The following is a 21,106-nucleotide window of genomic DNA, read 5'->3' as shown; positions in this document are numbered from 1 at the left end:
TGTCAGAGATCCTCCCAGCGCAAACAGCGGCTTTGCTGGGTCGACGTCGCCGCGAACAATGGCGGTACAGCAGTGCGGCAGGCATCGACAGCCAGGGCGCAACGCGGCGCGAAAGAGCAGCCCTTGGGCAGCAAGGCAAGCGATGGAACATTGCCGGCGATGGTCGGCAGCGGCGTTCCTGCTGCCTTGAGCGTGGTGGCTTGGCCAAGCCGCGGCACCGAACGCATCAGCCCGGCGGTATAGGGATGACGCGGACGGTTGAACACCTCGCTCACCGGACCCGATTCCACGATGCGCCCGGCATACATCACCGCGACCCGGTCGGCGATCTCGGCAACGACGCCGAGATTGTGCGTGACGAATAGAATGCCCATGCCGCGTTGCGCCTGCAGCGCGGCCAGCAGGTCGAGAATCTGGGCCTGGATAGTGACGTCGAGGGCGGTGGTCGGCTCGTCGGCGATCAACAAGGTCGGATCGCACGACAAGGCCATGGCGATGGTGGCGCGCTGGCGCATCCCTCCCGACAGCTCATGCGGGTATTGCCGCGCCCGCCGATCAGGGTCGGGAATTCCGACCTGAGCCAGCAGCCGCACGGCATCAGTGGCCGCATCACGGTGCGATCTGCCGAGATGGATGCGGATCGGCTCGGCGATCTGTTCGCCGATGCTGTAGACCGGATTGAGGCTGGTCATCGGCTCCTGGAACACCATGCCGATGTCGTTGCCGCGCACCTTGCGCAGCGACTCGGGATCGAGGCCGGTCAGTTCGGTGACCGTGCCGTCCCTGCGCCGCAGCGCGATCGAGCCCTCGGCAATGCGTCCGACCTTCTTCGGCAGCAGGCCGATGATCGACAGGCTGGTGACCGACTTGCCCGATCCCGACTCGCCGACCAGCGCAACCGTCTCGCCCGAACCTATCACCAGGTCGACGTCCTGCACGGCGGCGATGTCGCGTCCGGCGATACGCAACACCGCTCGCAGACCGGAAATCGAGAGGATCGGAGCGTCCACGGTCAGCGCAGCAAGCCGACGTCGCGAAGGATGATGTCGACCTTTGCGCCTTCCTCGTCGTTCAGGCTGCGTTGCGGCCGCGCCATGGTGTTGGAGGCGATGATGCCGAGGCTCCTCATCGCGGTCTTGAAGGCACCGACCCCGGCCGAGCCGGCGCTCGTCCTGCCGAGCGAGATCCAGACGATCTCGAACAGCTTCAACAGCCGCTCCTGCTCCAGGCGGGCCTCGGCGTGCTGACCCGCCTGCATCAGGTTCCACAGCCTGACGTAGCCGTGCGGGTCGACATTGGCGAGGCCCGGCACGACCCCATGCGCGCCCATGGCAAGCACGCTGTCGACCAGGATCTCGGACCCGGTCATGCCGAAAAAATTCGGGTCGTTGGCCATGTCCTTGAGCACATAACGCAGATTGCCGTCGTCACCGCTGGAATCCTTGATGCCGGCGATAACGCCCTCGCTGGCAAGGCCGACGGTGGTCTGGCGCTCCAGCTTGACATGGACGCAGACCGGGATGTCGTAGGCGATGATCGGGATGTCGACTGCGTCCTTGATGTAGCGGAAGTGATCGCCGATCTCGGGCTGGCTGGTGCGGGCATAGAACGGCGCGGTGACCACGACGGCGTCAGCGCCGGCCGATCTGGCTGTCAGGGCGTGGTTGATGACGCGATCGGTTGTCGGGTCGATGACCCCGGCGAAGATCGGAACGCGGCCATTGTTGACCTTGACCGCGTGCTCGATGATGGCCCGGCGGCCGGCCTCGTCATGGAAGACCACCTCGCTGGTCGAGCCGAGCACGAACAGGCCGTGAACGCCGCCGTCGAGCAGGTTTTCGATGGTCCGCGTGAACGACCCAAAATCGACACTGAGATCGGAATGGAGTGGGGTGACGACGGGTGGCACGACACCGGTAAACAGGGGCATTTTTTCAAAAACCTTCAGGTCAGTTGAGATCGGAACGAGGGTCGAATGCATCGCGCAGGCCATCGCCGATGAAGTTGATGGCCAGCACGGTGAGCACGAGTACGGCGCCGGGAAACATCCATTGCCAGGGGTATTGCTCGAGCACCACGGTGGAGCGGGCGAGATTGAGCATGTTGCCCCAACTGGCTTCGGGCGGTGCGATGCCGAGGCCGAGGAAGGAAAGGCCGGCTTCGAGCAGAATGGCATTGGCGATCTGCAGCGTGGCGTAGACGACAAGAATGTCGATGCAGTTCGGCAGGCCGTGGCGGAACAGGAGATGCGGCAGCCCCGCCCCCATGCCACGGGCGGCGACGACGAAGTCACGCTCGCGCAGCTCGAGCAGCCGGGCGCGCACCATGCGCGACAGCACCGGCCAGGAGAGCAGCGAGATCACTAGGATGGTCGGCGCGATGCCGGTGCCGGCGATCGAAGCGAGCACGAGCAGGAAGATCACCGGCGGCAGGGTCATGGCGAGGTCGACGAAGCGCATCACCGTGCCGTCGACAAGGCGCCCGCCGAAGCTGGCGACAGCGCCGACCAGGAAGCCGATGACGATCGAGATGGCGACCGAGCAGACGGCGACCAGCAGCGAGATCCGTCCGCCTTGCAGCAGCCGGGCCATGACGTCGCGGCCGACGCCGTCGCTGCCTAGCCAATGAATGGCGGACGGCCCCTTGTTGATCGCCCTGAGATCGATGGTGTTGGGGCTGAACGGCCACCACAGGGAATAGGTCGAGACCGCCAGCAGAATGGGGACGACGATAAGCAGACCGGCGCGCGCCGCACGATTTTCAAAGAACCGGCCGAGCGCGCGGCGAAGCGGTCCCTTGGTTTGCGGCCCGGCTGTCGGGTCGATTGTCGGAGCTGGTGCGGTGATCGTCATCACGACACCTGGATGCGCGGGTCGACGACGGCATAGACGATATCGGTCAGGAGATTGACCAGAATGACGCAGATGCCGATTACCAGAGTGGCGCCCATGATCACCGGGTAGTCCCTTGTGCCGACGGCGTTGACCAGCAGCAGGCCCATGCCCGGCCAGTTGAACACGCTTTCGAGGAAGATGGCGCCGCCGATCGCTATGCCGACCGTCGACCCGATCAGGGTGATGACCGGTAAAAGCGCATTGCGGGTTGCATGCTTGATGATCACCCAGAATTCGCGCACGCCCTTGGCACGTGCGGTCCGCACATAGTCCTGGTTGAGCACTTCCAGCAGCGACGCGCGCATGTAGCGCATGATCAGCGCGGCGTGTCCGATGGACAGCAGGCAGGCGGGCAGGACCAGGTGCGCGAGCACGTCCGCTACAGAAAAAGGCGCGCCGGCGGTCTGCATGCCGCCTGATGGCGCCCAGCGCAGCAGCACCGAGAAAAAGTACAGTCCCAGAAGTGCCGTCAGAAACGCCGGGCTGGAGATGCCGACGAAGGAAACCACCGACAGCGCGATGTCGGGCAGCGTGTTACGGCGGACGGCGCTGAAGATGCCGGCGGAAATGCCGAGCACGATGGCGATGGCCAGGCCGGTGCCCATCAACAGCGCGGTCGGGCCGATGCGCTCCATGACCAGCGGCAGCACGCCAACGCCGCTGCGCTGGATCGAATAGCCGAAGTCGCCGCCGAGCGCAGCGCGAATCCAGGCGAGGTATTGCACGGGAAGCGGCTGGTCGAGCCCAAGCCGGTCGCGCAGGACTTCGAGGTCGGAAGCCGACATCGGGCTGGACGGATTGATATAGGCATCGATCGGATCGCCGGGCGCCAGCCGCAGAAGGATGAAGATGAGGACGCTCAGGGCGACCAGCATCAACAGTCCTGTAGCGCTGCGGCGGGCAATGAAACTCAGCATTGGCTGTCCGTGGCGATGGTGAGCGGAGCCGGCGTCGTGCCGGCCCGTTTCGTTGGCGGGCCGGAATGGCCAGTCAGCCGTTTCACTGGATGTCCCAGCGTTCCGGGTGAGCCGCATAAGGACCGCCGCCCGGCGCCGGCGTCCAGACAAAGTCACGCAGCTTGTTGGAGGCTACGCCATAGCGGTTGGCCACCCATAATGTCGCCCAGGGCAGATCCTTGTTCATCACCTTGCAGACTTGCTGCCAGGATTGATCGATCTTGGCCGGATCGGTCTGGGCGAGCGCAGCGTCCAACGCGGCGCTGAGATCATCGAACTCGATGCGCATGGTGTTGAAGCCTGCCGGCGGAATCTGGGACTTGTTGAGACCCGGGCTGATGCCGGCCGGATTGGGACCGTTCTGCAGGCCGGCATAGACCATCGCAAACGCGTTCCAGTCCGGCGTGCCTTCCTTGTAGACGATGCCGTTATAAGTCGGCGTATCGACGACGCGCGGCACCACATTGATCCCGACCTCGGCCAGCATCGACTGGATGGCAGCCATCACGTTGGCGGCTTGCGGCGAGCCGTAATAGGTCAGCAAGGTGATCGGCTTGTCGCCGTTGATCTTGTCCCAGCCCGCCTCGGCAAGCAGAGCCTTGGCCTTGGCCGGATCATAGGCATAGGGTTCGAGACCTTCGGGAAGCAGGTGCGGCGCGACGTAGCCGCAATTGGCCGGTTTGGCCGCGCCGCCATAGAGGCTCTCGATGATGGCATTGCGATCGATCGCGTACATGATCGCCTGGCGCACGCGAACATCCTTAAAGAGCTCGACCTTCTGGTTGAGGCCGATGTAGTTGACCACATAGGAGGCGCCCTCGATCACCTTGAAATTGCTGGCGCTCTTGAAGGTTACCGCGTCGTCGGGCTCGACATAGGTGAACTGGATTTCGCCGGCGCGCAGCGCCGCAACGGCCGCCGCCGGGTTCTCGAAATACCTGTTGATGAGCACGTCGACCTTCGGCTTGCCGCCGCGATAGTCGTCATCCGCGGCCAGTTCGACATATTGATCGCTGACATAGCGCTTGAACTTGAAGGGGCCGGTGCCGACCGGCGTCGTGGACCACCAGGTGCTCGTGGCCAGCGTTTCCGGCGGCATCGCGGCCAGGGCATGCTCCGGCAGGATCATCACCTGCGAGAGAATCGACAGGAAGGAGCCGTTGGGCTTCGACAATTTGACGACCACGGTGCGATCGTCCGGCGCGTCGACCGACGCGATGTCGCCGAGGCGCGCGGCAAACAGGCTGCCGGAGGCCTTGTTCCTGGCGAGCTCAAGCGTGAACTTGACGTCCTTGGATGTGAACGGCTTGCCGTCGTGCCAGCTCTCCTGGGCAAGGTTGAACGTGTAGGTCAGCTTGTCGTCGCTGACCTTGTAGTCCTTGGCCAGATCGCCTTCGAGTTCGGTCAGTTCGGCGTTGTAGATGACCAGCGGTTCAAAATAGGTGCTGAGCCAGGTAAAGCCGCCGGTCGCAGCCAACGGATTGAAGTTCTTGGGAAAGCCGCCGGGGCCGACATCGAACCCTCCGGTGATGGTCTTGGCGCCCTGTGCCTGGACGCTGGTGGCAAGGCTAATGCCGCCGAGCAGCAGCCCGGTGATGGCCAGATGACGAGCTATAGTTCTGATGCGCATGGTTTCCTCCCTTGGCATTGTCAGGTAGTTCGGCGTTGGGTCAGGTAATCCGGTTTTTGGCGATCACTTGCTGAATACCCCTGTAGTGGTCGTCGAGGCGCTCGCGCGCCCGGTCGACGTCCTTGGCGGCGACCGCCTCGACGATCTCGTGATGGTCGCGCCAGGTCGCCAGCGGCGTCGGATTGTCGAGGCTGGTGAAATTCGAGGCCTTGTTGAACGCCACCCAGAAGATGTCGATCAGCGCGCTCAACATGTGATTGTTCTGGCAGCGGAACAGCAACTGATGGAATTGTTGGTCCTCTTCGGCAAAGCTCTCCTGGCGCTCGGCGCGCCGCCGCATGCTTTCGGTCAGCTGGCGCAGCGCGGCGATGTCTTCGGCGCTGATCATCTCGATGGTTTTTGCGATCAGGCCGGTTTCAAGGACACGGCGGATCTCGCGCAGTTCCTCGACGTCGCGCAGCGAATCCTGCAGGCCGTATGCCAGATTATCCAGCAACGGCTTGAACGAGAATTCCTTGACGAACACGCCAATGCCGCGACGCGTCTCCAGAATGCCGATCGACTCCAGCGCCTTGATCGCTTCGCGCACCGAGTTGCGGCCGACGCCGAGCCGCTGCGCCAGGAAGGTCTCCGGAGGCAAGGGGTCGCCCGCCTTGAGCTGGTTGCTCTGGATATATTTCCTCAGGCTCTCCTGCACGCTGACGTGAAGCAGCGGCGGTCGGGCCAGCGGTTCGATCGATTTTTGGTCCGGGTTCAACTTGGGTTCCGAGCTCAACTTGGGTTCCGGCATTTTTCTCCCAGCGCCGCTGCAATTGCGGCCGATGGCGCGTCGCAAAGCGGTCGATGCTTGTAGCATAGCGACTTGTAGGATATCCTGCAAGCAAGAGGATTACACGCTGAATGAAAGTCGTCCTGGCCGGCTCAAGCCATTGGCACGCCGAAATGCATCTCGACGCTGCACGTTTTTGCGGCGCCGAGATTGCCGGCATTTGGGATGAGGACGCGCAGCATGCGCGCGCCTTCGCGACGCGCCATCATTTGCCGATCATCGCCGATTTTGCGAAAATCCTCTCCAGCCCGCCGGACGCGATCCTGCTGATGGGGCACCCTTCGACGATACCGGCGCGGGCGCGCGCCGTCATCGAAGCCGGCATACCGCTGATCCTGGAAAAGCCGGCGGCGAGCAGCGCCGCAGCGTTGGCTGTGCTCAGCGAGTTGGCGAGGCAGCACCAGGCCTTTGTCAGCGTTCCCCTGCCCAACCGCTTTGGGCCGGCCGCCACTGCCTTTGAACGGCTGCGCAGCCAAGGCCGCGCCGGTGCGGTCGCGCATTGCCAGTTCCGGCTGGTCAATGGCCCGCCGCAGCGCTATGCGGCCGACGGCGTCGCCTGGATGGTGGATCCGGCGATCGGTGGCGGCGGCGCACTGAGGAACCTCGGCATACACGGCGTCAATGCCGCGCTCGGCCTGGCAACCGGCGAGCTCAGGCTAAAAACCGTCTCGATCGAGAACCGCATTCACCGCGCCCCGGTCGAGGACCATGCGCTGCTTGTGCTGGAAGACGCTGCCGGAGCGTTGTTCGTCGTCGAGGCCGGATACACTTTTGCTTCGATGCGCCCCGGCGGCGATTTCGAATGGCGTATCGTCAGTGAGAATGCGACCCTCATCGACTATGGCGAGCGCGCCTTCTGTGCGACGCTCGACGATGGCGCTATCATCGAATTGCCGATCGAATTGCCGGCGACGCGCTACCGCCTGTGCATGAGAGACACGATCGACCGGCTGGCTCGAAAAGCGCCGCCGGCGACTTCGGTCGATGACTATGTTGCGGCGATGTCGCTGATCGACGCCGCGTATGAAAAGGCAGGACGATGATTGGAATAGGCATTATCGGAGCGGGCGATTTCGGCGCCGCCCATGCAAGGGCAATCAAGCAGGTGCAGGGCCTGCATCTCGTCGCATCGTGCCGCGGGAATAACGATGCCCTGGCCGCCTTCACCAGCGAACATGGTGGTCGCGGCTACACCGACTGGCGCAAGCTGCTCGACGACAAGGATGTCGAGGCAGTCCTAATCGCCAGTCCTCACCATCTCCATGCCGAAATGGCCATCGGCGCGGCGAACGCCGGCAAGCACGTCATGCTGGAAAAACCGATGGCGCCGACGGCGGCGGCCTGCGATGCGATCAACGCCGCCGTGGCCGCTGCTGGCGTCAAGCTGATGGTCGCCCATCTCATGCATTTCGCGCTGCCTTGCATGGCGGCCAGGCAAATGCTTGAGCAAGGAACGCTCGGCCGGCCGCTCGTCGGATCGAGCTGGATCATCAAGCTGTGGATGGAGCACAATCGCCGCGACTGGCATCTGCGCAAGGCCACCGGCGGCGGCATGCTGTTGACGGCCGGCATCCATGCGCTCGACCGCCTCGTCTGGCTCATGGATGACGACGTCGTGTCGGTGAGCGCCATGCTTGGCGCCATGTCCCATGATCAGGAAGCCGACGACACCGCCCTGCTCGGACTGCGCTTCGCCGGCGGCGGGCTCGGCCAGGTGCAGAGCGTCGGCTATCGCAATGGCGCGGCCGGCTACGCCATGGACCTGGTCTGCGAGCAGGCAACGCTGCGCATCGACATGGACCGCGGCACGATGCTTGGCCGCGACACGGCCTGGACCGACCTGCCCGGCTCGTTCGAGCCGAACTGGATGCATGCCGCGCTGGTGCGCGAATGGAGCGCGATGCGCGATGCCATTGCCGACGACAAGCCGGTGCCGGTCGACGGCGCCTATGGCCGCAAGATCATCGCCATCATCGAGGCCGCCTTTGCGTCGAACGAAACGCGCCGCGAGCACGAGATCTCCGGTGCGCGCTGAGCTCGACGACCACCCGAGCCACTTGCCCGCACACGCGCCGCTCGGCGTCTGGGGCGCGGTGATGCTGGCCATCGACGATCGCGGGGCAATCGACTGGAAAGCGACGGAGGAAACGATCGCGCGGCTCTGCGCATCAGGTGTCGACGGCATCTATTCCAACGGCACGGCCGGCGAATTCCACTGCCAGACCGAGCCCGAGTTCGACCGGCTTTGCGCCCTGATGGCCGCGATTGGCGGCCGCGCGCGCCTGCCCTTCCAGATCGGCATCAGCCAGTCTAATCCGCGCGTCGCGCGCGAGCGGCTGATGCGGGTGTCGGCGCTTCGCCCGGCGGCGGTGCAATTCACCTTGCCCGACTGGTGGCCGCCCAGCGACGGCGAGGTCATGCGCTTCGTCGGCGGCCTTTGCGAGACCGCGCCCGACATGCCGCTGGTGCTCTACAATCCACCGCATGCCAAGCGCCGCCTGACGCTCGAAGCCATCGCCAGGCTGCGTGCAGCGGTGCCGTCGCTCGTCGGCGCCAAGCTGCCGGGCGGCGACCCCGGCTGGTACGCCGACATGCGCCGCGAACTGCCGGGATTTTCGGTCTTCGTGCCCGGCCATACGCTGGCGACGGGATTCGCCCAGGGAGCGCATGGCAGCTACTCCAACGTCGCCTGCCTTAACCCCAAGGGCGCGGTAATGTGGTGGCAGACGATCCGCACCGACGTGGCGGCCGCTGCCGAGGTCGAGACGCGCATCCAGGCCTTTCTCGCCACCCACGTACTGCCCTTTCGCGCTCGCTATGACGTCAGCGATGCGGCGCTCGACAAAGCGATGGCGGCGGCCGGCGGCTGGGCGCCGCTTGGCCCGCGACTGCTCTGGCCTTACAGCTCGGTCCCCGACGAGGCGATCGCGACGCTGGCCGAGGCCGCTCGCATGACCCTTCCCGAATGGTGGCAGTGACCTCGGCTATCGCATGTGCCTGCCCCCTGATCCAAGGGGAACAACCATGGCCTGTTCCGGATTTGACGCCTGACAGACTCGTGGTCATGCTGGACCGATGACAAGAGGTGTACTGCTGGACCTCGCAGGCGTCATCTATGATGGCGAGACCGCCATACCAGGCGGGATCGACGCCGTCACGCGTTTGCGCCAGGCCGGCTTGGCCATACGCTTCATAAGCAATACCACGCGCTCGTCGAAACAGAGCGTTCTCGAACGTCTGCAGGCGATGGGACTCACCGTTACCAGGGCAGATGTTTTCACCCCGGCGCACGCTGCACGCGATTGGCTGCTTCGCAATGGCCGAGCGCCATATTTGCTGATTCACCCCGGCCTTGCGCCGGACTTTTGCGAACTGCCGGATCGCGACAAGCGCGCCGTCATCGTCGGCGATGCCGGAGACGCCTTCACCTATGCGGCGTTGAATGACGCGTTCCGCGAGCTGAGCGCCGGGGCCGAATTGCTGGCCCTTGCCACCAACCGGACGTTTCGGGATGCCGACGGCGAGCTCAGCCTCGATGCCGGGCCATTCGTCGCGGCATTGGAATTTGCCTCGCTGAAACGCGCAACCGTTCTCGGCAAGCCGTCGCCGGAATTCTTTCTGTCGGCGCTGGCAAGCATGGACTGTCCGCCAGACCAGGCGATCATGGTCGGCGACGACGCGGAGGCCGACATAGCTGGCGCGCTAAGCGCCGGACTGTCGGGCGCATTGCTGGTGAGGACCGGCAAATACCGGCACGGCGACGAGAAACGGTTTGATCCGCGCCCGACCGCAACCGTCGCCGATCTCGCGGCGGCGACCGACTGGATCCTTGCGCGCCGGGACTGAACCGGCCGCACAGCGTGCGCTTCGCTCGAGATATCCGGGCTAGGTCGTCTGGCGCTCCATTTCCACCTCGGCCCCCAGACTTTCGATGTCGCGGAAGATCGAAGCGACAGCCAGCGTGCGCCCTTCGCGCTTGAAGCGGAGCAGGCAATCCCTGGCAACGATGTCGCCATCGATCGCGATCTCGTCCCATTGCACGGCATGGCCGACATAGTTGATGGGAACATCGTAGTGCTGGCTCCAGAAGAACGGCACGGCGACGAACTTCTGGCGATGGCCGAGCATGTTGAGGGCCGCGGTTTGCCCCTGCCGCTCGGCAACCACCCAATGCTCGACCCGAATGTTCTCGCCACTGTGAGGATCCGGCCACCGCGCAATGTCGCCGGCCGCGAAGATGCCTGGTGCGCTCGTCTCCAAAAAGGCGTTTACGACGACACCGCGGTCAAGGGTGAGCCCCGCCGTTTCGGCAAGCCCTGTCCGCGGTCGCACGCCGATGCCGGCGACGACGAGATCCGCCGCCAACGTATCGCCACCGCTGAGTTTCACCTCGCTGGCGTCGATGCTGCTCGCAGTGTCCTCGAGATGGAATACGACACCATTCTCCTCATGCAGGGCGCGGATGAAGTCGGCCATTTGCGGACCCATGATCCGTTCCATGGGCCGTTTTTCCGGCGCCACGACATGAACTTCGATCGAGCGCGACCGCAGCGCCGCGGCAACCTCCAGGCCAATGAAACTGGCGCCAAGCACGACGGCGCGGCGCGCAGTCGTGGCTCGCTCGATGATCGCCTTGCAGTCTGCGAACGAGCGTAGCGTGTGAACATGTGGCTGGTCGGCGCCTTGTATGGTCAGGCGAACCGGTTCGGCTCCGGTCGCCAGGAGTAGCCTGTCGTAGGCAGTCCGGGCCCCGTCCGCGAGCACAACCTCGCCAGAACGCGTATCGATGCTGGCGACATCCGCATTGAGGCGCAGGTCGATGCCGTTCTTCGAATAGAAGCTTTCCCGGCGCAGCGGAATCCAATCCTCCGGTGCTTTGCCGGCGAGGTAGTCCTTGGAAAGATTGGGCCGATCAACCGGCGGCGCTTCGTCGTTGCTGAGCATGACAATGCTGCCTTGATAATGTTCGCGCCGCAGTGTTTCTGCCGCCGCGAAACCGGCGGCGCCGCCACCGACAATGACGATTTTTTCGGGAGCCTGGCTGGAGCCGCCAGGGCGCGGCTTGGACACCGTCCGCTTGCGTTTCTCGCCCACGACTATCCGATCATCGCGTTGTTCCACCGACCAGCACGCGAGTGGACTGAAAGCAGGGGCGCGCAAGGCCTCGCCTGTACGCAAATCAAAACACGCGTGATGCCAGGGACACCGGACGGTGTCTTCCGCCACAAGACCGTCGACGAGCGGCCCGCCATAATGTGTGCATGTCGCGCCGATGGCGAAGATCTCGGCCCCGCGGCGCACCAGCAGCACCGGCTCATCGCCGCAATGGCCGAGGAGCTTTCCGCCGTCGGCAAGGTCGGATAACGCGATACCCTCGACCAGATCCGGCCCGGTTGGTTTGGCATGATCTTCAGCCATTTTCCTCTTCCCTTGGCGCGATCCAGAAGATCGCCTGTACGGCCGAGAAGCGGGAAATCGTCAGGTCACCAGCCTCGGAATACCTTCTGCTTGGCCAGCGCGCCTTCAGGTTTTCGGACACCGCTTGTGCCCAAACGTCCGGCCGCGTCATTCGTTGCCAGTTGCGCAGTACACGCCGTCGATTTCCTGGCGTTTGGATTCGTTGCCGAAGGAATGACGCCGTCGCGTAAACTTTTTCGCCGGACATGCGTTGTTCGTTCTCCAAGCCAAGGAGACAGCCATGCAGAGGAAATCGGAAATCGCCGGCGAGGCCGCCAAGCAACGCCACATCCAGCGCGGCATCGACGCCAAGGACAAAACGAAGGGTAACGGCAAGCAACAAGGCGCCATGCAGGTCGGAGCACGCAAATATCCCGAGCCGCCCTTTCCCGAGCAGCACCAGCCGAAGCCAGGGCATGAATGGGCGATAGAGCCGGCGCCGCTTTACGACGCGCCATTCTATATCGGATCAAAAAAGCTGGACGGCAAAGTGGCCGTCATCACCGGCGGCGATTCCGGCATCGGCCGAGCCGTGGCCGTGCTCTATGCGCGCGAAGGCGCCGATGTGGCGATCGTCTATCTGTGCGAGGACAAGGATGCTGAAGAAACGAAGAGGGCCGTCGAAGCCGAGGGCCGGCGCTGCACGCTGGTCAAGGCCGACGTCAGCGAACGCGACCACTGCCACAAGGCTGTGACTAAGGTGGTGAAGGAATTTGGCCGGATCGACGTGCTGGTCAACAACGCCGCTTTCCAGGTCCATTCCAGCGACTTCAGTGAGCTGACCGAGGAGCATTTCGACACGACGCTGAAGACCAACCTCTACGGCTATTTCCACATGGCACAAGAGGCCGTTCCGCATATGAAGCCTGGTTCGGCGATCATCAACAGCGGCTCCATAACCGGCATCGAGGGCTCGAAGCAGCTGGTCGACTATTCGATGACCAAGGGCGGCATTCATGCCTTCACGCGCGCGCTGTCCGGCAACCTCATCGAAAAGGGAATTCGGGTGAACTGCGTGGCGCCAGGCCCGGTGTGGACCCCGCTCAACCCGTCGGACAAGCAGGCCGGCGACGTCTCGAAATTTGGCGCAGACACGCCGATGAAACGGCCGGCGCAACCGGAGGAAATCGCGCCGGCCTATGTGTTCCTCGCCTCGCCGCATTGTTCAAGCTACATCACCGGCGAGATATTGCCGATCATCGGCGGCTACTGAGAACGTGTCGCCCGCACTGCCTCGATCATCGTGGACCTCTCGCCTGTGGCGGAGGTAGCGGCGATCTCAGATATGAAATGGTCGACAGATGTATTTCATTGCCTTGGCGACGGACTATGACGGCACGCTGGCGCACGATGGGATCGTAGTCGAAAAGACGCTTGCAGCCCTCGAACGGTTCAAGAAAAGTGGCCGCAAGCTCATCCTCGTCACTGGCCGCGAACTGCCCGACCTCAAGCGGGTTTTTCCCGAACTCGGCGTGTTCGACAAGGTCGTCGCCGAAAATGGGGCGTTGATCTACACGCCTGCCAGCGAGGAAGAACGTGCGATCTCACCGGCGCCGGCGCCGAAATTTGTCGCCAGTTTGAAGAAACGCGGCGTCAAGCCGCTTTCAGTCGGACGGTCGATCGTCGCGACCTGGGAACCACACCAGGCAACAGTTCTTGAAGTCATCAAGGAACTCGGGCTGGAGCTGGAAATCATCTTCAACAAGGGCGCGGTGATGGTGCTGCCCACCGGCATCAACAAGGCAGCCGGGCTGGCAGCCGCACTTGAGGACCTCAAGCTGTCGCCACACAATGTGGTCGGTATTGGCGATGCTGAAAACGATCATGCGTTCCTGCGGGCCTGCGGCTGCAGCGTCGCTGTCGAGAACGCCCTTGCGGCGGTCAAGGATACAGCGGATCTTGTAACGCGCGGCGCACGTGGAAAGGGCGTCGAGGAACTGATCGAAAAGCTGGTAAAGCGTGATCGGGAATTTGTCCGAAAAGGCCGTGACGGCATCCTTCTCGGTTCGGTCGGCGGCGACGAAGTCTATCTGACGCCGACCGACACGGTTCTGATCGCCGGAAGCTCCGGCATCGGCAAATCCACCTTGGCCACCGCGCTGACGGAACGCTTCGTCGAGAACGGATTTCAATTCTGCGTTTTCGATCCGGAAGGCGACTATGATGGCCTCGAAGGCGCCGTCCGGGTAGGCGATGCCTCAAGCGAACCGACAAAGGCACAAGTGCTCGACCTGATCGAAAAGCCCGACACCAATGTGGTCGTCAACGGGCTGGCGTTGCGGGTCAACGAGCGACCAGGCTTCTTTGCCGACCTGCTCCCCGGTCTTGGCAATTTCCGCTACCGTACGGCGAGGCCGCATTGGCTGGTCATCGACGAGGCGCATCATCTTCTGCCCAAGAGGCGCGACGACACGCGCGCCATCCTGTCGTTGGAATTGCCGGGCACTGTCCTGATCACCGTTCATCCGGAAGCGATCTCGACCGACGCCCTGCGTCTGGTCACTGCCGTCATTGCGCTCGGTCCCAAGGCCAAGAATGTCATCAAGGCCTTTTGTCAGGAGACGGACACCAAGCCGCCAAAGGATATTCCCTCGCCAAAAGGCGAGCGTGTGCTGTTCTGGCGGCCGCAAGCCCGCAAGAAAATTGCCATGGTCAAAGCGATCGAGCCGCGCCAGTCGCTCAAGCGTCACAGCCGCAAATATGCAGAAGGTCAACTCGACGAGGCCGGCAGCTTCTATTTCAGAGGTCCCGACAACGCGATGAACCTCCGGGCCCACAACCTGATGATCTTCGCTCAGATTGCCGAGGGCATCGACGACAGAACCTGGGAGCATCACCTGCGCGCCGGCGACTATTCCGAATGGTTTCGCCGACAGATCAGGGACAAGGATCTGGCGCGCGAGACCGCCGAGGCGGAAAAGGACGAAATGCTCTCGGCGCAGGAAAGCCGCAAGCACGTTCTGGATGCGGTGCGTCGCCGTTATACGGCTCCTGCCACCGCCCCGGAGGAATAGAGAGGAATAGGGTGCGAAAGGATCGCCCACGCACATCATCCTCGGAGGCACCGGCCGTGTTGGTTCTCTGCAGCCATGTCGCTTTTACAGCAGGGCGAAGCAGTGGCCGGTTGACCGCGTCATCCACGCCGAGTTCCCTTTCATCCATAGGCGTTTTGACTGGTCAGGGTTCACTATATCCAATGGCAAAGAGGCGCAGGTCATAGGCCTCGGGATCGCGACGAAAGATCAACGCGCCCTTCCGTTGGGAATTCTGTGGGACATAGTCGAGCGTAGCGCTGCTATCCTCGACGACCTCATCGCCGTTGCGGAGCTCACCTTTGATCTCGACAGCAGCAACTGATTTCCCCGCCCTGTTTGCAGCGGCGAACTCGACCACGTAGCCCCCCTCGGTGACCGCGACCGCGAGTGGCACCACAACGATCCGGGCGGTCCCATCGCGCGTGCTCACGCCATCGACGACAAGATAACCGAGCACGGCAAGCAGGACTACGGAGCTTATGCCCGCCACGACCCACTCCGTGACCGAAGTCCCGGGTTTGCGTGTCTTTGCTTTGTTGTCGGACTGCTGCTTCTGTTGCTTGTCGCCTTTTGCGGGGTTCCTTGTCACAGAATGAGCCTCGCAACCGCCGCCCCGAGCGCGCCAGGAAACGACAGAACCACGACTGCACTGAGTGTCTCCGAAAAGCCGGCGCCATCGGTCCTGCCGAAGGTCCACAAGATGTAGAGGTTCACAAGCATCACCAGGACATAGCCGACGATCGCATAGCGAAAGAAGATGCTGACGAATCCAGCGCCTGGCTCGGGACTGTGCGAGCCGCGGAATTCGAACTCATAGACGAAGGCGTGCATGAGAGCGAGGGTGACCACCACCAGGGCGATTTCCTGCCAGGGCTCCATCTTGTAGGCGATGAGGACGACCTCTTCCGTCGGTGCGATGTTCACCGATAGAAATAGCGCTCCGACCACCATCAGGAACAGCTCTCCGGTGTAGCCGGGCTCGGGAATGTCCTCCTCCTCCAACAAACTCGGGCCGAGCTGAGCGCGTGCCAAGGATGCCCCGAGACTGCCTGGGACAATTTGCACCGCAATTTTGCCAATCACCTCCCGCAGCGGCATTTCGGCGGTCACGATGCCGAAAATAAACAACACCGCCGTAGCCGCCACAGCGGCCACAAGTATGGCCACAAAAGCATCGGCGATGCGGTCGCGCAGCGCCACCGTGTGGCGAAAGCCTCCGTACTTGTGCAGCAGCACCAGCATTGGCAAAGTGACAGCGAGGAACAGGGCGAGCCGCAGTGGGTGAAGGTGAAAGCCCAGCGCCCAGGCCTCCATGGTCATCAGCACCGGGGCGGCGAAGATCAACGCTCCGGCAAAGGCACGGCCAAGACCAATCCAGAACTCACGCGGCGTTAGCGCATGCCTGACGATGATCTCGGTTGGCGCCACGTCCGCTCCTCAGAGATAGCCTGCGGGGAACAATGTTTCCTGGACAATCTTGTTCCGCACCGCTGCATCTTCGCCACAGCCGAACGGCGCTGCGATGTTCAAAGCCAAGCCAAACCTGTTGGGAACTCGCGAGCCAGCTTTCCGTTCAACCTCTCGATCGAATGACAACCCAAAGCCGACACAGCGTCTGGAGTGAAATCATGAAATCGCAGCTCGTCGCCGAAAGCGCCGGACAAAGGACGTTCGTTGTGGTGCTTGATCCCGGCGAGGAAGCGTTCGCGGCGCTCACATCTTTCGCTGTCGATAACGATATTGGCGGCGCCTCGCTGACCGCGCTCGGCGCCTTCGAAAAGGCGACTGTCGGCTGGTTCGACATCGAGGAAAAAACTTATCGGAAAATCCCGGTGCTGGAACAGTGCGAGGTGCTCAGCGCGATCGGCGACGTTGCGATCGGCGACGACGGCAAGCCCAGCCTTCACGTCCATGCGGTGCTCGGATTGCGCGACGGCAGCACGAAGGGCGGACATCTGCTCGATGGCATTGTTCGGCCTACACTCGAAGTCACTTTGGTGGAAACGCCTGGTCATCTGCGCCGCAGAAAACGTCCGGAACTCGGCATCGCCTTGATTGATCTGGATGCCTGAACACGGATCAGGCCAGGTCCGCTGAACTGCGTTCCGGTCCGATTATCCCTTTTGTTTGATTTGTTTAGCATCCGCGGGCGCCTCGGGTGCGGTCTCCCAGCCGAACACGCTGCGGCCGCCGAGCAGATGCGACCGATCGAACTCTCCGGCAACGATTTCCTTCAGACTGGGGCCGGTGACATAGCGTTCGACCTGCCGCGACTGCTCGTCCAGCCGCTTCAAGGCGCCGAGTTCTTCGTCGCGACCGAGCCTGGCCTTGTGGACGGCCGACTTCAGCACGCCGATCGTCTCGTCATAGACCTTCAGCGGCACGGGGAATGGATGCCTGTCCTTGCCGCCATGTGCCAGCGAGAAGCGCCCGGGATCGGAAAAACGGCATGGCGCGCCATGCAAAACCTCGGCCACCAGCGCCAGCGCCCGCACCGTGCGCGCACCAACGCCGGGCACCAGGAGAAGCTCGGAGAAATCGGCGGGGCCACGCTCGGCAGCCGCCGCCATGTTGCCATGAAGACGACGCATGACGACATCGCTTTCGCGAACGTCGTGGTGCGCCGGCATGACCAGGTGCGGCAGCATTGGCTGGTCGGGCTCCGGTGCGGCAGCCACGTCACGTTCGAGCGCGGCGAACTCCCTCAGAATGCGATCCGGTCCGAGATCCTGCAGGAGATTCAACTGGCCCTTGCGCGAGGCGTCGGCGCGGCGGTCGGTCAGGTTGACGATCTCGCCCTGGTTGGCGCCTTCGATGGCGGCATGCGGCTGCTCGACGAAACTCTTCAGGCCTTCGGACAGCCAGTGATAGCGGCGCGCCACCTTGCTGTCGCCGTTCATGCCCTGCTGCACCACGACCCAGTCGCCGTCATCGGTGACGATAAAGCCATGCAGATAAAGGTCGAAGCCGTCCTGGACGGCGGCGCTGTCAACCTTGGCGACAAGCCGGCTGGCCGTCGCCAGGCCTGTTCCGTCGAAGCCGACGCGCTCGCCGATGGCGGCAAGCTCATGCGGGGTCTTGCGCGAATGCGCGCCGCGGCCGCCGCACACGTGAATACCGAGTTCGCCGGAGAGCGGAGCCAAACCACGTTTGAGGGCGCCGATGACGCTGGTCGTGATGCCGGAGGAATGCCAGTCCATTCCCATGACGGCGCCAAACGACTGGAACCAGAAGGGATGCGCCAGCCGGCGCAGCAGCTCTTCGCGACCGTAATGGTGAATGATCGCCTCGCACATGACGGCTCCAAGGCGCGTCATCCGGTCGCCGAGCCATTTCGGCACGCGTCCGCCATGAAGTGGAAGGTCTGCGCTTCCCGATCGTTGTGCCAAATTTTTCTGCCTGTTCCGACCTATGCCTTGCGCTCAACAGATAGTATAGAAAGCGGCGTGAAGAAGCGATGATGCCGGTCCGTTTGGATTACAAACTGATCGCAATTCAATTCAGCTGGGCCATTCGGGTCCCATCGGCGGCGTTGCCGGTTACCGGTCGGCCGGATTTCCGACCGCCGGATCGCGCCGCCTTGAATATCTTCCCACACGCGGCAGATCGTCGCCAAATTCCACCCACGGCAGCTTCATGTCCCAATAGGCATGAGCCTGCGGCGCAAAGCGCTCGGGGTGGTCGAAGAAGCCGATCGTCAGATAAAGTTCCTCGGGAAGCCCCTGGTCGAAGTAGGCTATGGATGTCCCGCAATCGGCGCAGAAGGTGCGGAGCACGCCTCGGGTCCTTGAGAATTTTTTTGGCGCGCCGGTGAGCAATCTGAATTGGGCCGGCCGATAGCCGACCCAGACGGTCAGCGGGCTGCCTATCGCCTTGCGACAATCGTCATCGTGATCGGAGCAAATCCAGAACGGGTCACCATGCATCTCAGCACTTATCGAACCGCAAAAACAGGAGCCGGTCTCGATTCTGGTCATCGAACTATCGCTTCTGATCGAGGCGACCGTTGCGGGTGCAGCGTCCGCAGGGTGATGGAGTAGCGGTGCGCGGCAACCGGCGGGATGCTGTGCTCCCATTCGGTGCGCGCCGGGCCCGTCATCAGGTAAGCCGATCTTGGCTCGAGGGTGACGGTCTCGCGAGCCCATCTCGTGCCGTTCTTCCGGCGGAGCCGAAAGCTGCACGGCGCAAGAAGAGATACGCCGGCCACGGCATCGAAATGCGGCTTGTCGCGATGCCAGCCGATACCCGCGCCGGGTCGGTACTCGTTGATCAAGACCTGCACAAAAGCCTCGGCGGGCAGCCGCGCAAATGCCGCCACCTTGTCCCTGAGCGGCATCAGGAAAGCAGGGATCGCCGGCGCCTCGACCACCTTGCGTTGGTCAAAATCGTAGCGCAGGCCAAAACCGGCGACGCGCCGGTTTGCGAGATGGCCATGGAAGTCGAAAGGCTGGAAGGCGAGACTTTCGAGCTGCCGCACCAGTTCGGCCTCTTCCTCCGCCGTGATCAGCTCCGGCCGGTAGCAAAATCCTTCCGGCAGGTCGTCACGTGCGTGAAAGTCGGGCGCGAGAAAGTCAGGCGCGCGAAACAGGTCGCCTTGGCCAGCGGATTGCGGCTGCCTGGTTTTGAGCGATGGCATCAACCCTAATTGGTGAAGCCGGCCCGTGGCGGCAAGGCCTTGGGGCCCGCCGGATTATTGCCTCCACATGCGCGAGATGGAACCCGGATTGCCGGGGCGGGTTATTGCCCAGGCGCGTCGAGTCAATTACGACCCGGCGACGAGGACCCTCTCCGTATGGTTTGTCCCAAGCGGAAATCGCTACGATTTCAACGACGTGCCGCCGCAAACTTATGCGGCATTCCGCAAGGCCTGGTCAAAAGGCCGGTTTTTCAACGCCTTCATTCGCGACCGGTATAGCTACCATCTGGTCGAGCAGAGCCCGTCGGGATGAAACCCGGTGCCTTGTCGGCAGAAATTCATCCGGAAAGGGAACGCATGCCCTCGCAGAATCCAGTCGGCCGGCCGATCCCTCACTGCTCCGGCGGCGTTCCGGGTTGATCGCCGCCTGTGGTCGTCTTCGGCGTCTGATCCTTGTCGACCTCGGGATTTTGATCGACGGTGTTGGTGTTGCTCTGTGTCGGTTCCGTGCTGCTGGTGCCGCCCTGCGTCGGCTCGGCCTCGTTGCTGCAACCCGCCAGAGCCAGGGCTGCCACCAGCGCCGACAAAAACGACAGTCTCTTCGATGACAATCCCGTCATGGCCAACCGCTCCCTTGCTGCTCGACAACGGCGGGTGGTGAATTTGGTTGCAGCGGAATGGCTTGTCTGCTGGGCCATGACCCCTCTGATGATCGCCGCGCAGGCGCCAAAGGAACAAATCCGTGCGCCGCCACGTTGCATTTCCAGTGCAAACGCTTGTGACAGTGAGGCTATCGTCTTGGCGCCGAGAGCAAATTGGAAGGGTTTTCTGAAAATCGGAGAACTCAGCTGCCCGGTGGCGCTCTATACGGCTGCCTCAACCTCAGAGCGGATCGCCTTCCACACGATAAACCGCGCCACTGGTCATAGGGTGCATCGCGCCTTCGTCGACAGCGATAGCGGCAAGCCGGTCGAGAAGGACGACCAGGTCAAAGGCTATGAGATCGGCTCGGGTGAGTACGTCGTGCTCGAACCCGATGAGGTCGCAGCCGCTGTTCCCGAGAGCGACAAGACGCTGTCGGTCTCGGCCTTCATCGGCTGTTCCGATGTCGACGACGTGTATTTCGACAAGCCTTATTACCTGGCCCCGTCGGACAAACACGCGGAGGAAGCGTTTGGGCTGATCCGCGAAGGCATGCGCAGGAAGAAAGTCGCCGCCATCGCCCAGACCGTCCTGTTTCGGCGCGTCCGGACCCTGCTCGTCCGCGCCTATGACGAAGGCCTGGTCGCAACGACGCTGAATTTCGATTACGAGGTGCGCTCGGCGGAGGAGGCTTTCGACAACATCCCCGACTTGAAGATCGAGGGCGAGATGCTCGAACTGGCCGAACACATCATCAAGACCAAGAAAGGCAAATTCGATCCGACCAAATTCGACGACCGTTATGAGGCGGCGCTGGCCGAGCTTGTGAAGGCAAAGCTCGAGGGCAAGAAGATCGCCGTTCCGAAGCCGGCCAAGCGGGAGAGGGTCGTCGACCTTATGGATGCGCTGCGCCAGAGTGCCGGCGTTGGCGGGAAGCAGCCCTCGACAAGAAAGCCCGCGGCAAAGTCAAAGCCAGCGCGCCATGCCAAGGCGAAGCAGACAGCGCCGCGTCGGAAGGCCGGCTGAC

23 protein-coding genes are annotated in these 21,106 nt (G+C 63.0%); 9 read left to right on the top strand and 14 right to left on the bottom strand.

Going from position 1 to position 21,106, the window contains the following annotated elements:
• Window positions 1–2: 2 nt before the first annotated feature.
• The 6 genes from AC0L28_RS10345 to AC0L28_RS10320 all read right to left on the bottom strand — a co-directional run bounded on the left by AC0L28_RS10345 (window position 3) and on the right by AC0L28_RS10320 (window position 6,270).
• Entirely contained in the window at window positions 3–1,010 is a 1,008-nt protein-coding gene (locus AC0L28_RS10345; protein ID WP_473477203.1) for an ABC transporter ATP-binding protein, read from the bottom strand.
• Between the two features lie 2 nt (window positions 1,011–1,012).
• Window positions 1,013–1,930 carry a dihydrodipicolinate synthase family protein gene (locus AC0L28_RS10340; protein WP_473477200.1) on the bottom strand — a complete coding sequence of 306 codons (918 nt, stop codon included), beginning with the start codon at window positions 1,928–1,930 and terminating at the stop codon, window positions 1,013–1,015.
• A gap of 19 nt (window positions 1,931–1,949) precedes the next feature.
• Window positions 1,950–2,852, bottom strand: coding sequence for an ABC transporter permease (locus tag AC0L28_RS10335; RefSeq protein WP_473477197.1), 903 nt, complete (start codon window positions 2,850–2,852; stop codon window positions 1,950–1,952).
• On the bottom strand, window positions 2,852–3,811 hold the full coding sequence (locus tag AC0L28_RS10330; protein WP_473477195.1) for an ABC transporter permease: 960 nt from the start codon (window positions 3,809–3,811) through the stop codon (window positions 2,852–2,854). The genes AC0L28_RS10335 and AC0L28_RS10330 overlap by 1 nt, the downstream gene beginning before the upstream one ends.
• 82 nt (window positions 3,812–3,893) lie before the next feature.
• Window positions 3,894–5,480: an ABC transporter substrate-binding protein gene (locus AC0L28_RS10325; RefSeq protein ID WP_473477194.1), complete on the bottom strand. Its 1,587-nt coding sequence runs from the start codon at window positions 5,478–5,480 to the stop codon at window positions 3,894–3,896.
• Between the two features lie 40 nt (window positions 5,481–5,520).
• Complete coding sequence (locus AC0L28_RS10320; RefSeq protein WP_023801363.1) at window positions 5,521–6,270, bottom strand: FadR/GntR family transcriptional regulator; 750 nt, start codon at window positions 6,268–6,270, stop codon at window positions 5,521–5,523.
• A 110-nt stretch (window positions 6,271–6,380) separates the two neighbouring features.
• On the opposite strand from AC0L28_RS10320, the gene AC0L28_RS10315 reads away from it, so the two are divergent.
• From AC0L28_RS10315 to AC0L28_RS10300, 4 genes are all read left to right on the top strand, one after another.
• Window positions 6,381–7,352: a Gfo/Idh/MocA family protein gene (locus AC0L28_RS10315; protein WP_473477191.1), complete on the top strand. Its 972-nt coding sequence runs from the start codon at window positions 6,381–6,383 to the stop codon at window positions 7,350–7,352.
• Window positions 7,349–8,344 (top strand): Gfo/Idh/MocA family protein, encoded by a 996-nt coding sequence (locus tag AC0L28_RS10310; RefSeq protein WP_473477188.1) that lies wholly within the window; start codon window positions 7,349–7,351, stop codon window positions 8,342–8,344. The genes AC0L28_RS10315 and AC0L28_RS10310 overlap by 4 nt, the downstream gene beginning before the upstream one ends.
• Entirely contained in the window at window positions 8,334–9,287 is a 954-nt protein-coding gene (locus AC0L28_RS10305; protein WP_473477186.1) for a dihydrodipicolinate synthase family protein, read from the top strand. The genes AC0L28_RS10310 and AC0L28_RS10305 overlap by 11 nt, the downstream gene beginning before the upstream one ends.
• Before the next feature lie 97 nt (window positions 9,288–9,384).
• Window positions 9,385–10,155 carry a TIGR01458 family HAD-type hydrolase gene (locus AC0L28_RS10300; protein WP_287174501.1) on the top strand — a complete coding sequence of 257 codons (771 nt, stop codon included), beginning with the start codon at window positions 9,385–9,387 and terminating at the stop codon, window positions 10,153–10,155.
• 39 nt (window positions 10,156–10,194) lie between these two features.
• Here AC0L28_RS10300 and AC0L28_RS10295 read toward each other — a convergent pair whose 3' ends face one another.
• The gene (locus tag AC0L28_RS10295; protein ID WP_473477183.1) at window positions 10,195–11,727 is read right to left on the bottom strand and encodes an FAD-dependent oxidoreductase; all 1,533 of its coding nucleotides are present in this window, start codon (window positions 11,725–11,727) and stop codon (window positions 10,195–10,197) included.
• Window positions 11,720–11,974, bottom strand: a complete 255-nt coding sequence (locus AC0L28_RS10290; RefSeq protein ID WP_287228756.1) for a hypothetical protein — start codon at window positions 11,972–11,974, stop codon at window positions 11,720–11,722. The genes AC0L28_RS10295 and AC0L28_RS10290 overlap by 8 nt, the downstream gene beginning before the upstream one ends.
• A gap of 33 nt (window positions 11,975–12,007) precedes the next feature.
• Between AC0L28_RS10290 and AC0L28_RS10285 the strand changes: the two genes are divergently transcribed.
• Both AC0L28_RS10285 and AC0L28_RS10280 read left to right on the top strand, forming a co-directional pair.
• Window positions 12,008–12,979 (top strand): SDR family oxidoreductase, encoded by a 972-nt coding sequence (locus AC0L28_RS10285; protein WP_287228755.1) that lies wholly within the window; start codon window positions 12,008–12,010, stop codon window positions 12,977–12,979.
• Window positions 12,980–13,067: 88 nt separating this feature from the next.
• A complete protein-coding gene (locus AC0L28_RS10280; RefSeq protein WP_236388341.1) occupies window positions 13,068–14,780 on the top strand; it encodes an HAD family hydrolase in 1,713 nt (570 codons plus the stop codon).
• 163 nt (window positions 14,781–14,943) lie between these two features.
• Here the strand turns inward: AC0L28_RS10280 and AC0L28_RS10275 are convergent, their stop codons facing one another.
• Together AC0L28_RS10275 and AC0L28_RS10270 are read right to left on the bottom strand one after the other, a co-directional pair.
• Window positions 14,944–15,390: a TIGR02588 family protein gene (locus tag AC0L28_RS10275; RefSeq protein ID WP_023801355.1), complete on the bottom strand. Its 447-nt coding sequence runs from the start codon at window positions 15,388–15,390 to the stop codon at window positions 14,944–14,946.
• A complete protein-coding gene (locus AC0L28_RS10270) occupies window positions 15,387–16,145 on the bottom strand; it encodes a TIGR02587 family membrane protein (protein ID WP_245277751.1) in 759 nt (252 codons plus the stop codon). Before AC0L28_RS10270 ends, AC0L28_RS10275 begins: the two co-directional genes overlap by 4 nt.
• Window positions 16,146–16,429: 284 nt before the next feature.
• Between AC0L28_RS10270 and AC0L28_RS10265 the strand changes: the two genes are divergently transcribed.
• A complete protein-coding gene (locus AC0L28_RS10265) occupies window positions 16,430–16,873 on the top strand; it encodes a PPC domain-containing DNA-binding protein (protein ID WP_023801352.1) in 444 nt (147 codons plus the stop codon).
• 42 nt (window positions 16,874–16,915) lie between these two features.
• On the opposite strand, the gene AC0L28_RS10260 is transcribed toward AC0L28_RS10265, so the two are convergent.
• The 3 genes from AC0L28_RS10260 to AC0L28_RS10250 form a co-directional block, all read right to left on the bottom strand.
• Window positions 16,916–18,190 (bottom strand): DUF763 domain-containing protein, encoded by a 1,275-nt coding sequence (locus AC0L28_RS10260; RefSeq protein WP_287174496.1) that lies wholly within the window; start codon window positions 18,188–18,190, stop codon window positions 16,916–16,918.
• A gap of 150 nt (window positions 18,191–18,340) precedes the next feature.
• On the bottom strand, window positions 18,341–18,778 hold the full coding sequence (locus AC0L28_RS10255; protein ID WP_128167985.1) for a GFA family protein: 438 nt from the start codon (window positions 18,776–18,778) through the stop codon (window positions 18,341–18,343).
• Window positions 18,775–19,437 (bottom strand): alpha-ketoglutarate-dependent dioxygenase AlkB, encoded by a 663-nt coding sequence (locus tag AC0L28_RS10250; RefSeq protein WP_287228747.1) that lies wholly within the window; start codon window positions 19,435–19,437, stop codon window positions 18,775–18,777. Before AC0L28_RS10250 ends, AC0L28_RS10255 begins: the two co-directional genes overlap by 4 nt.
• Before the next feature lie 67 nt (window positions 19,438–19,504).
• Here AC0L28_RS10250 and AC0L28_RS10245 point away from each other — a divergent pair, with 67 nt between their 5' ends.
• On the top strand, window positions 19,505–19,750 hold the full coding sequence (locus tag AC0L28_RS10245; protein WP_287228745.1) for a KTSC domain-containing protein: 246 nt from the start codon (window positions 19,505–19,507) through the stop codon (window positions 19,748–19,750).
• 79 nt (window positions 19,751–19,829) lie between these two features.
• On the opposite strand, the gene AC0L28_RS10240 is transcribed toward AC0L28_RS10245, so the two are convergent.
• Window positions 19,830–20,057 (bottom strand): hypothetical protein, encoded by a 228-nt coding sequence (locus tag AC0L28_RS10240; protein ID WP_473477180.1) that lies wholly within the window; start codon window positions 20,055–20,057, stop codon window positions 19,830–19,832.
• Window positions 20,058–20,235: 178 nt separating this feature from the next.
• Here AC0L28_RS10240 and ku point away from each other — a divergent pair, with 178 nt between their 5' ends.
• The gene (gene ku, locus AC0L28_RS10235) at window positions 20,236–21,105 is read left to right on the top strand and encodes a non-homologous end joining protein Ku (protein ID WP_031255739.1); all 870 of its coding nucleotides are present in this window, start codon (window positions 20,236–20,238) and stop codon (window positions 21,103–21,105) included.
• Window position 21,106: the final 1 nt, after the last annotated feature.

This window comes from Mesorhizobium sp. WSM4847 (assembly GCF_055811335.1).
The sequence above is the reverse complement of the archived record's forward strand: the minus strand, read 5'-3'. Positions and strand labels throughout refer to the sequence as shown.

Excerpts from the sequence above, each read along its gene's own strand:
- AC0L28_RS10340 (WP_473477200.1), bottom strand. The coding sequence starts at position 1,930 with ATGCCCCTGTTTACCGGTGTCGTGCCACCCGTCGTCACCCCACTCCAT.
- AC0L28_RS10335 (WP_473477197.1), bottom strand. The coding sequence starts at position 2,852 with ATGACGATCACCGCACCAGCTCCGACAATCGACCCGACAGCCGGGCCG.
- AC0L28_RS10330 (WP_473477195.1), bottom strand. The coding sequence starts at position 3,811 with ATGCTGAGTTTCATTGCCCGCCGCAGCGCTACAGGACTGTTGATGCTG.
- AC0L28_RS10325 (WP_473477194.1), bottom strand. The coding sequence starts at position 5,480 with ATGCGCATCAGAACTATAGCTCGTCATCTGGCCATCACCGGGCTGCTG.
- AC0L28_RS10320 (WP_023801363.1), bottom strand. The coding sequence starts at position 6,270 with ATGCCGGAACCCAAGTTGAGCTCGGAACCCAAGTTGAACCCGGACCAA.
- AC0L28_RS10315 (WP_473477191.1), top strand. The coding sequence starts at position 6,381 with ATGAAAGTCGTCCTGGCCGGCTCAAGCCATTGGCACGCCGAAATGCAT.
- AC0L28_RS10310 (WP_473477188.1), top strand. The coding sequence starts at position 7,349 with ATGATTGGAATAGGCATTATCGGAGCGGGCGATTTCGGCGCCGCCCAT.
- AC0L28_RS10300 (WP_287174501.1), top strand. The coding sequence starts at position 9,385 with ATGACAAGAGGTGTACTGCTGGACCTCGCAGGCGTCATCTATGATGGC.
- AC0L28_RS10295 (WP_473477183.1), bottom strand. The coding sequence starts at position 11,727 with ATGGCTGAAGATCATGCCAAACCAACCGGGCCGGATCTGGTCGAGGGT.
- AC0L28_RS10290 (WP_287228756.1), bottom strand. The coding sequence starts at position 11,974 with ATGTCCGGCGAAAAAGTTTACGCGACGGCGTCATTCCTTCGGCAACGA.
- AC0L28_RS10285 (WP_287228755.1), top strand. The coding sequence starts at position 12,008 with ATGCAGAGGAAATCGGAAATCGCCGGCGAGGCCGCCAAGCAACGCCAC.
- AC0L28_RS10280 (WP_236388341.1), top strand. The coding sequence starts at position 13,068 with ATGTATTTCATTGCCTTGGCGACGGACTATGACGGCACGCTGGCGCAC.
- AC0L28_RS10265 (WP_023801352.1), top strand. The coding sequence starts at position 16,430 with ATGAAATCGCAGCTCGTCGCCGAAAGCGCCGGACAAAGGACGTTCGTT.
- AC0L28_RS10255 (WP_128167985.1), bottom strand. The coding sequence starts at position 18,778 with ATGACCAGAATCGAGACCGGCTCCTGTTTTTGCGGTTCGATAAGTGCT.
- AC0L28_RS10250 (WP_287228747.1), bottom strand. The coding sequence starts at position 19,437 with ATGCCATCGCTCAAAACCAGGCAGCCGCAATCCGCTGGCCAAGGCGAC.
- AC0L28_RS10245 (WP_287228745.1), top strand. The coding sequence starts at position 19,505 with ATGCGCGAGATGGAACCCGGATTGCCGGGGCGGGTTATTGCCCAGGCG.
- AC0L28_RS10240 (WP_473477180.1), bottom strand. The coding sequence starts at position 20,057 with ATGACGGGATTGTCATCGAAGAGACTGTCGTTTTTGTCGGCGCTGGTG.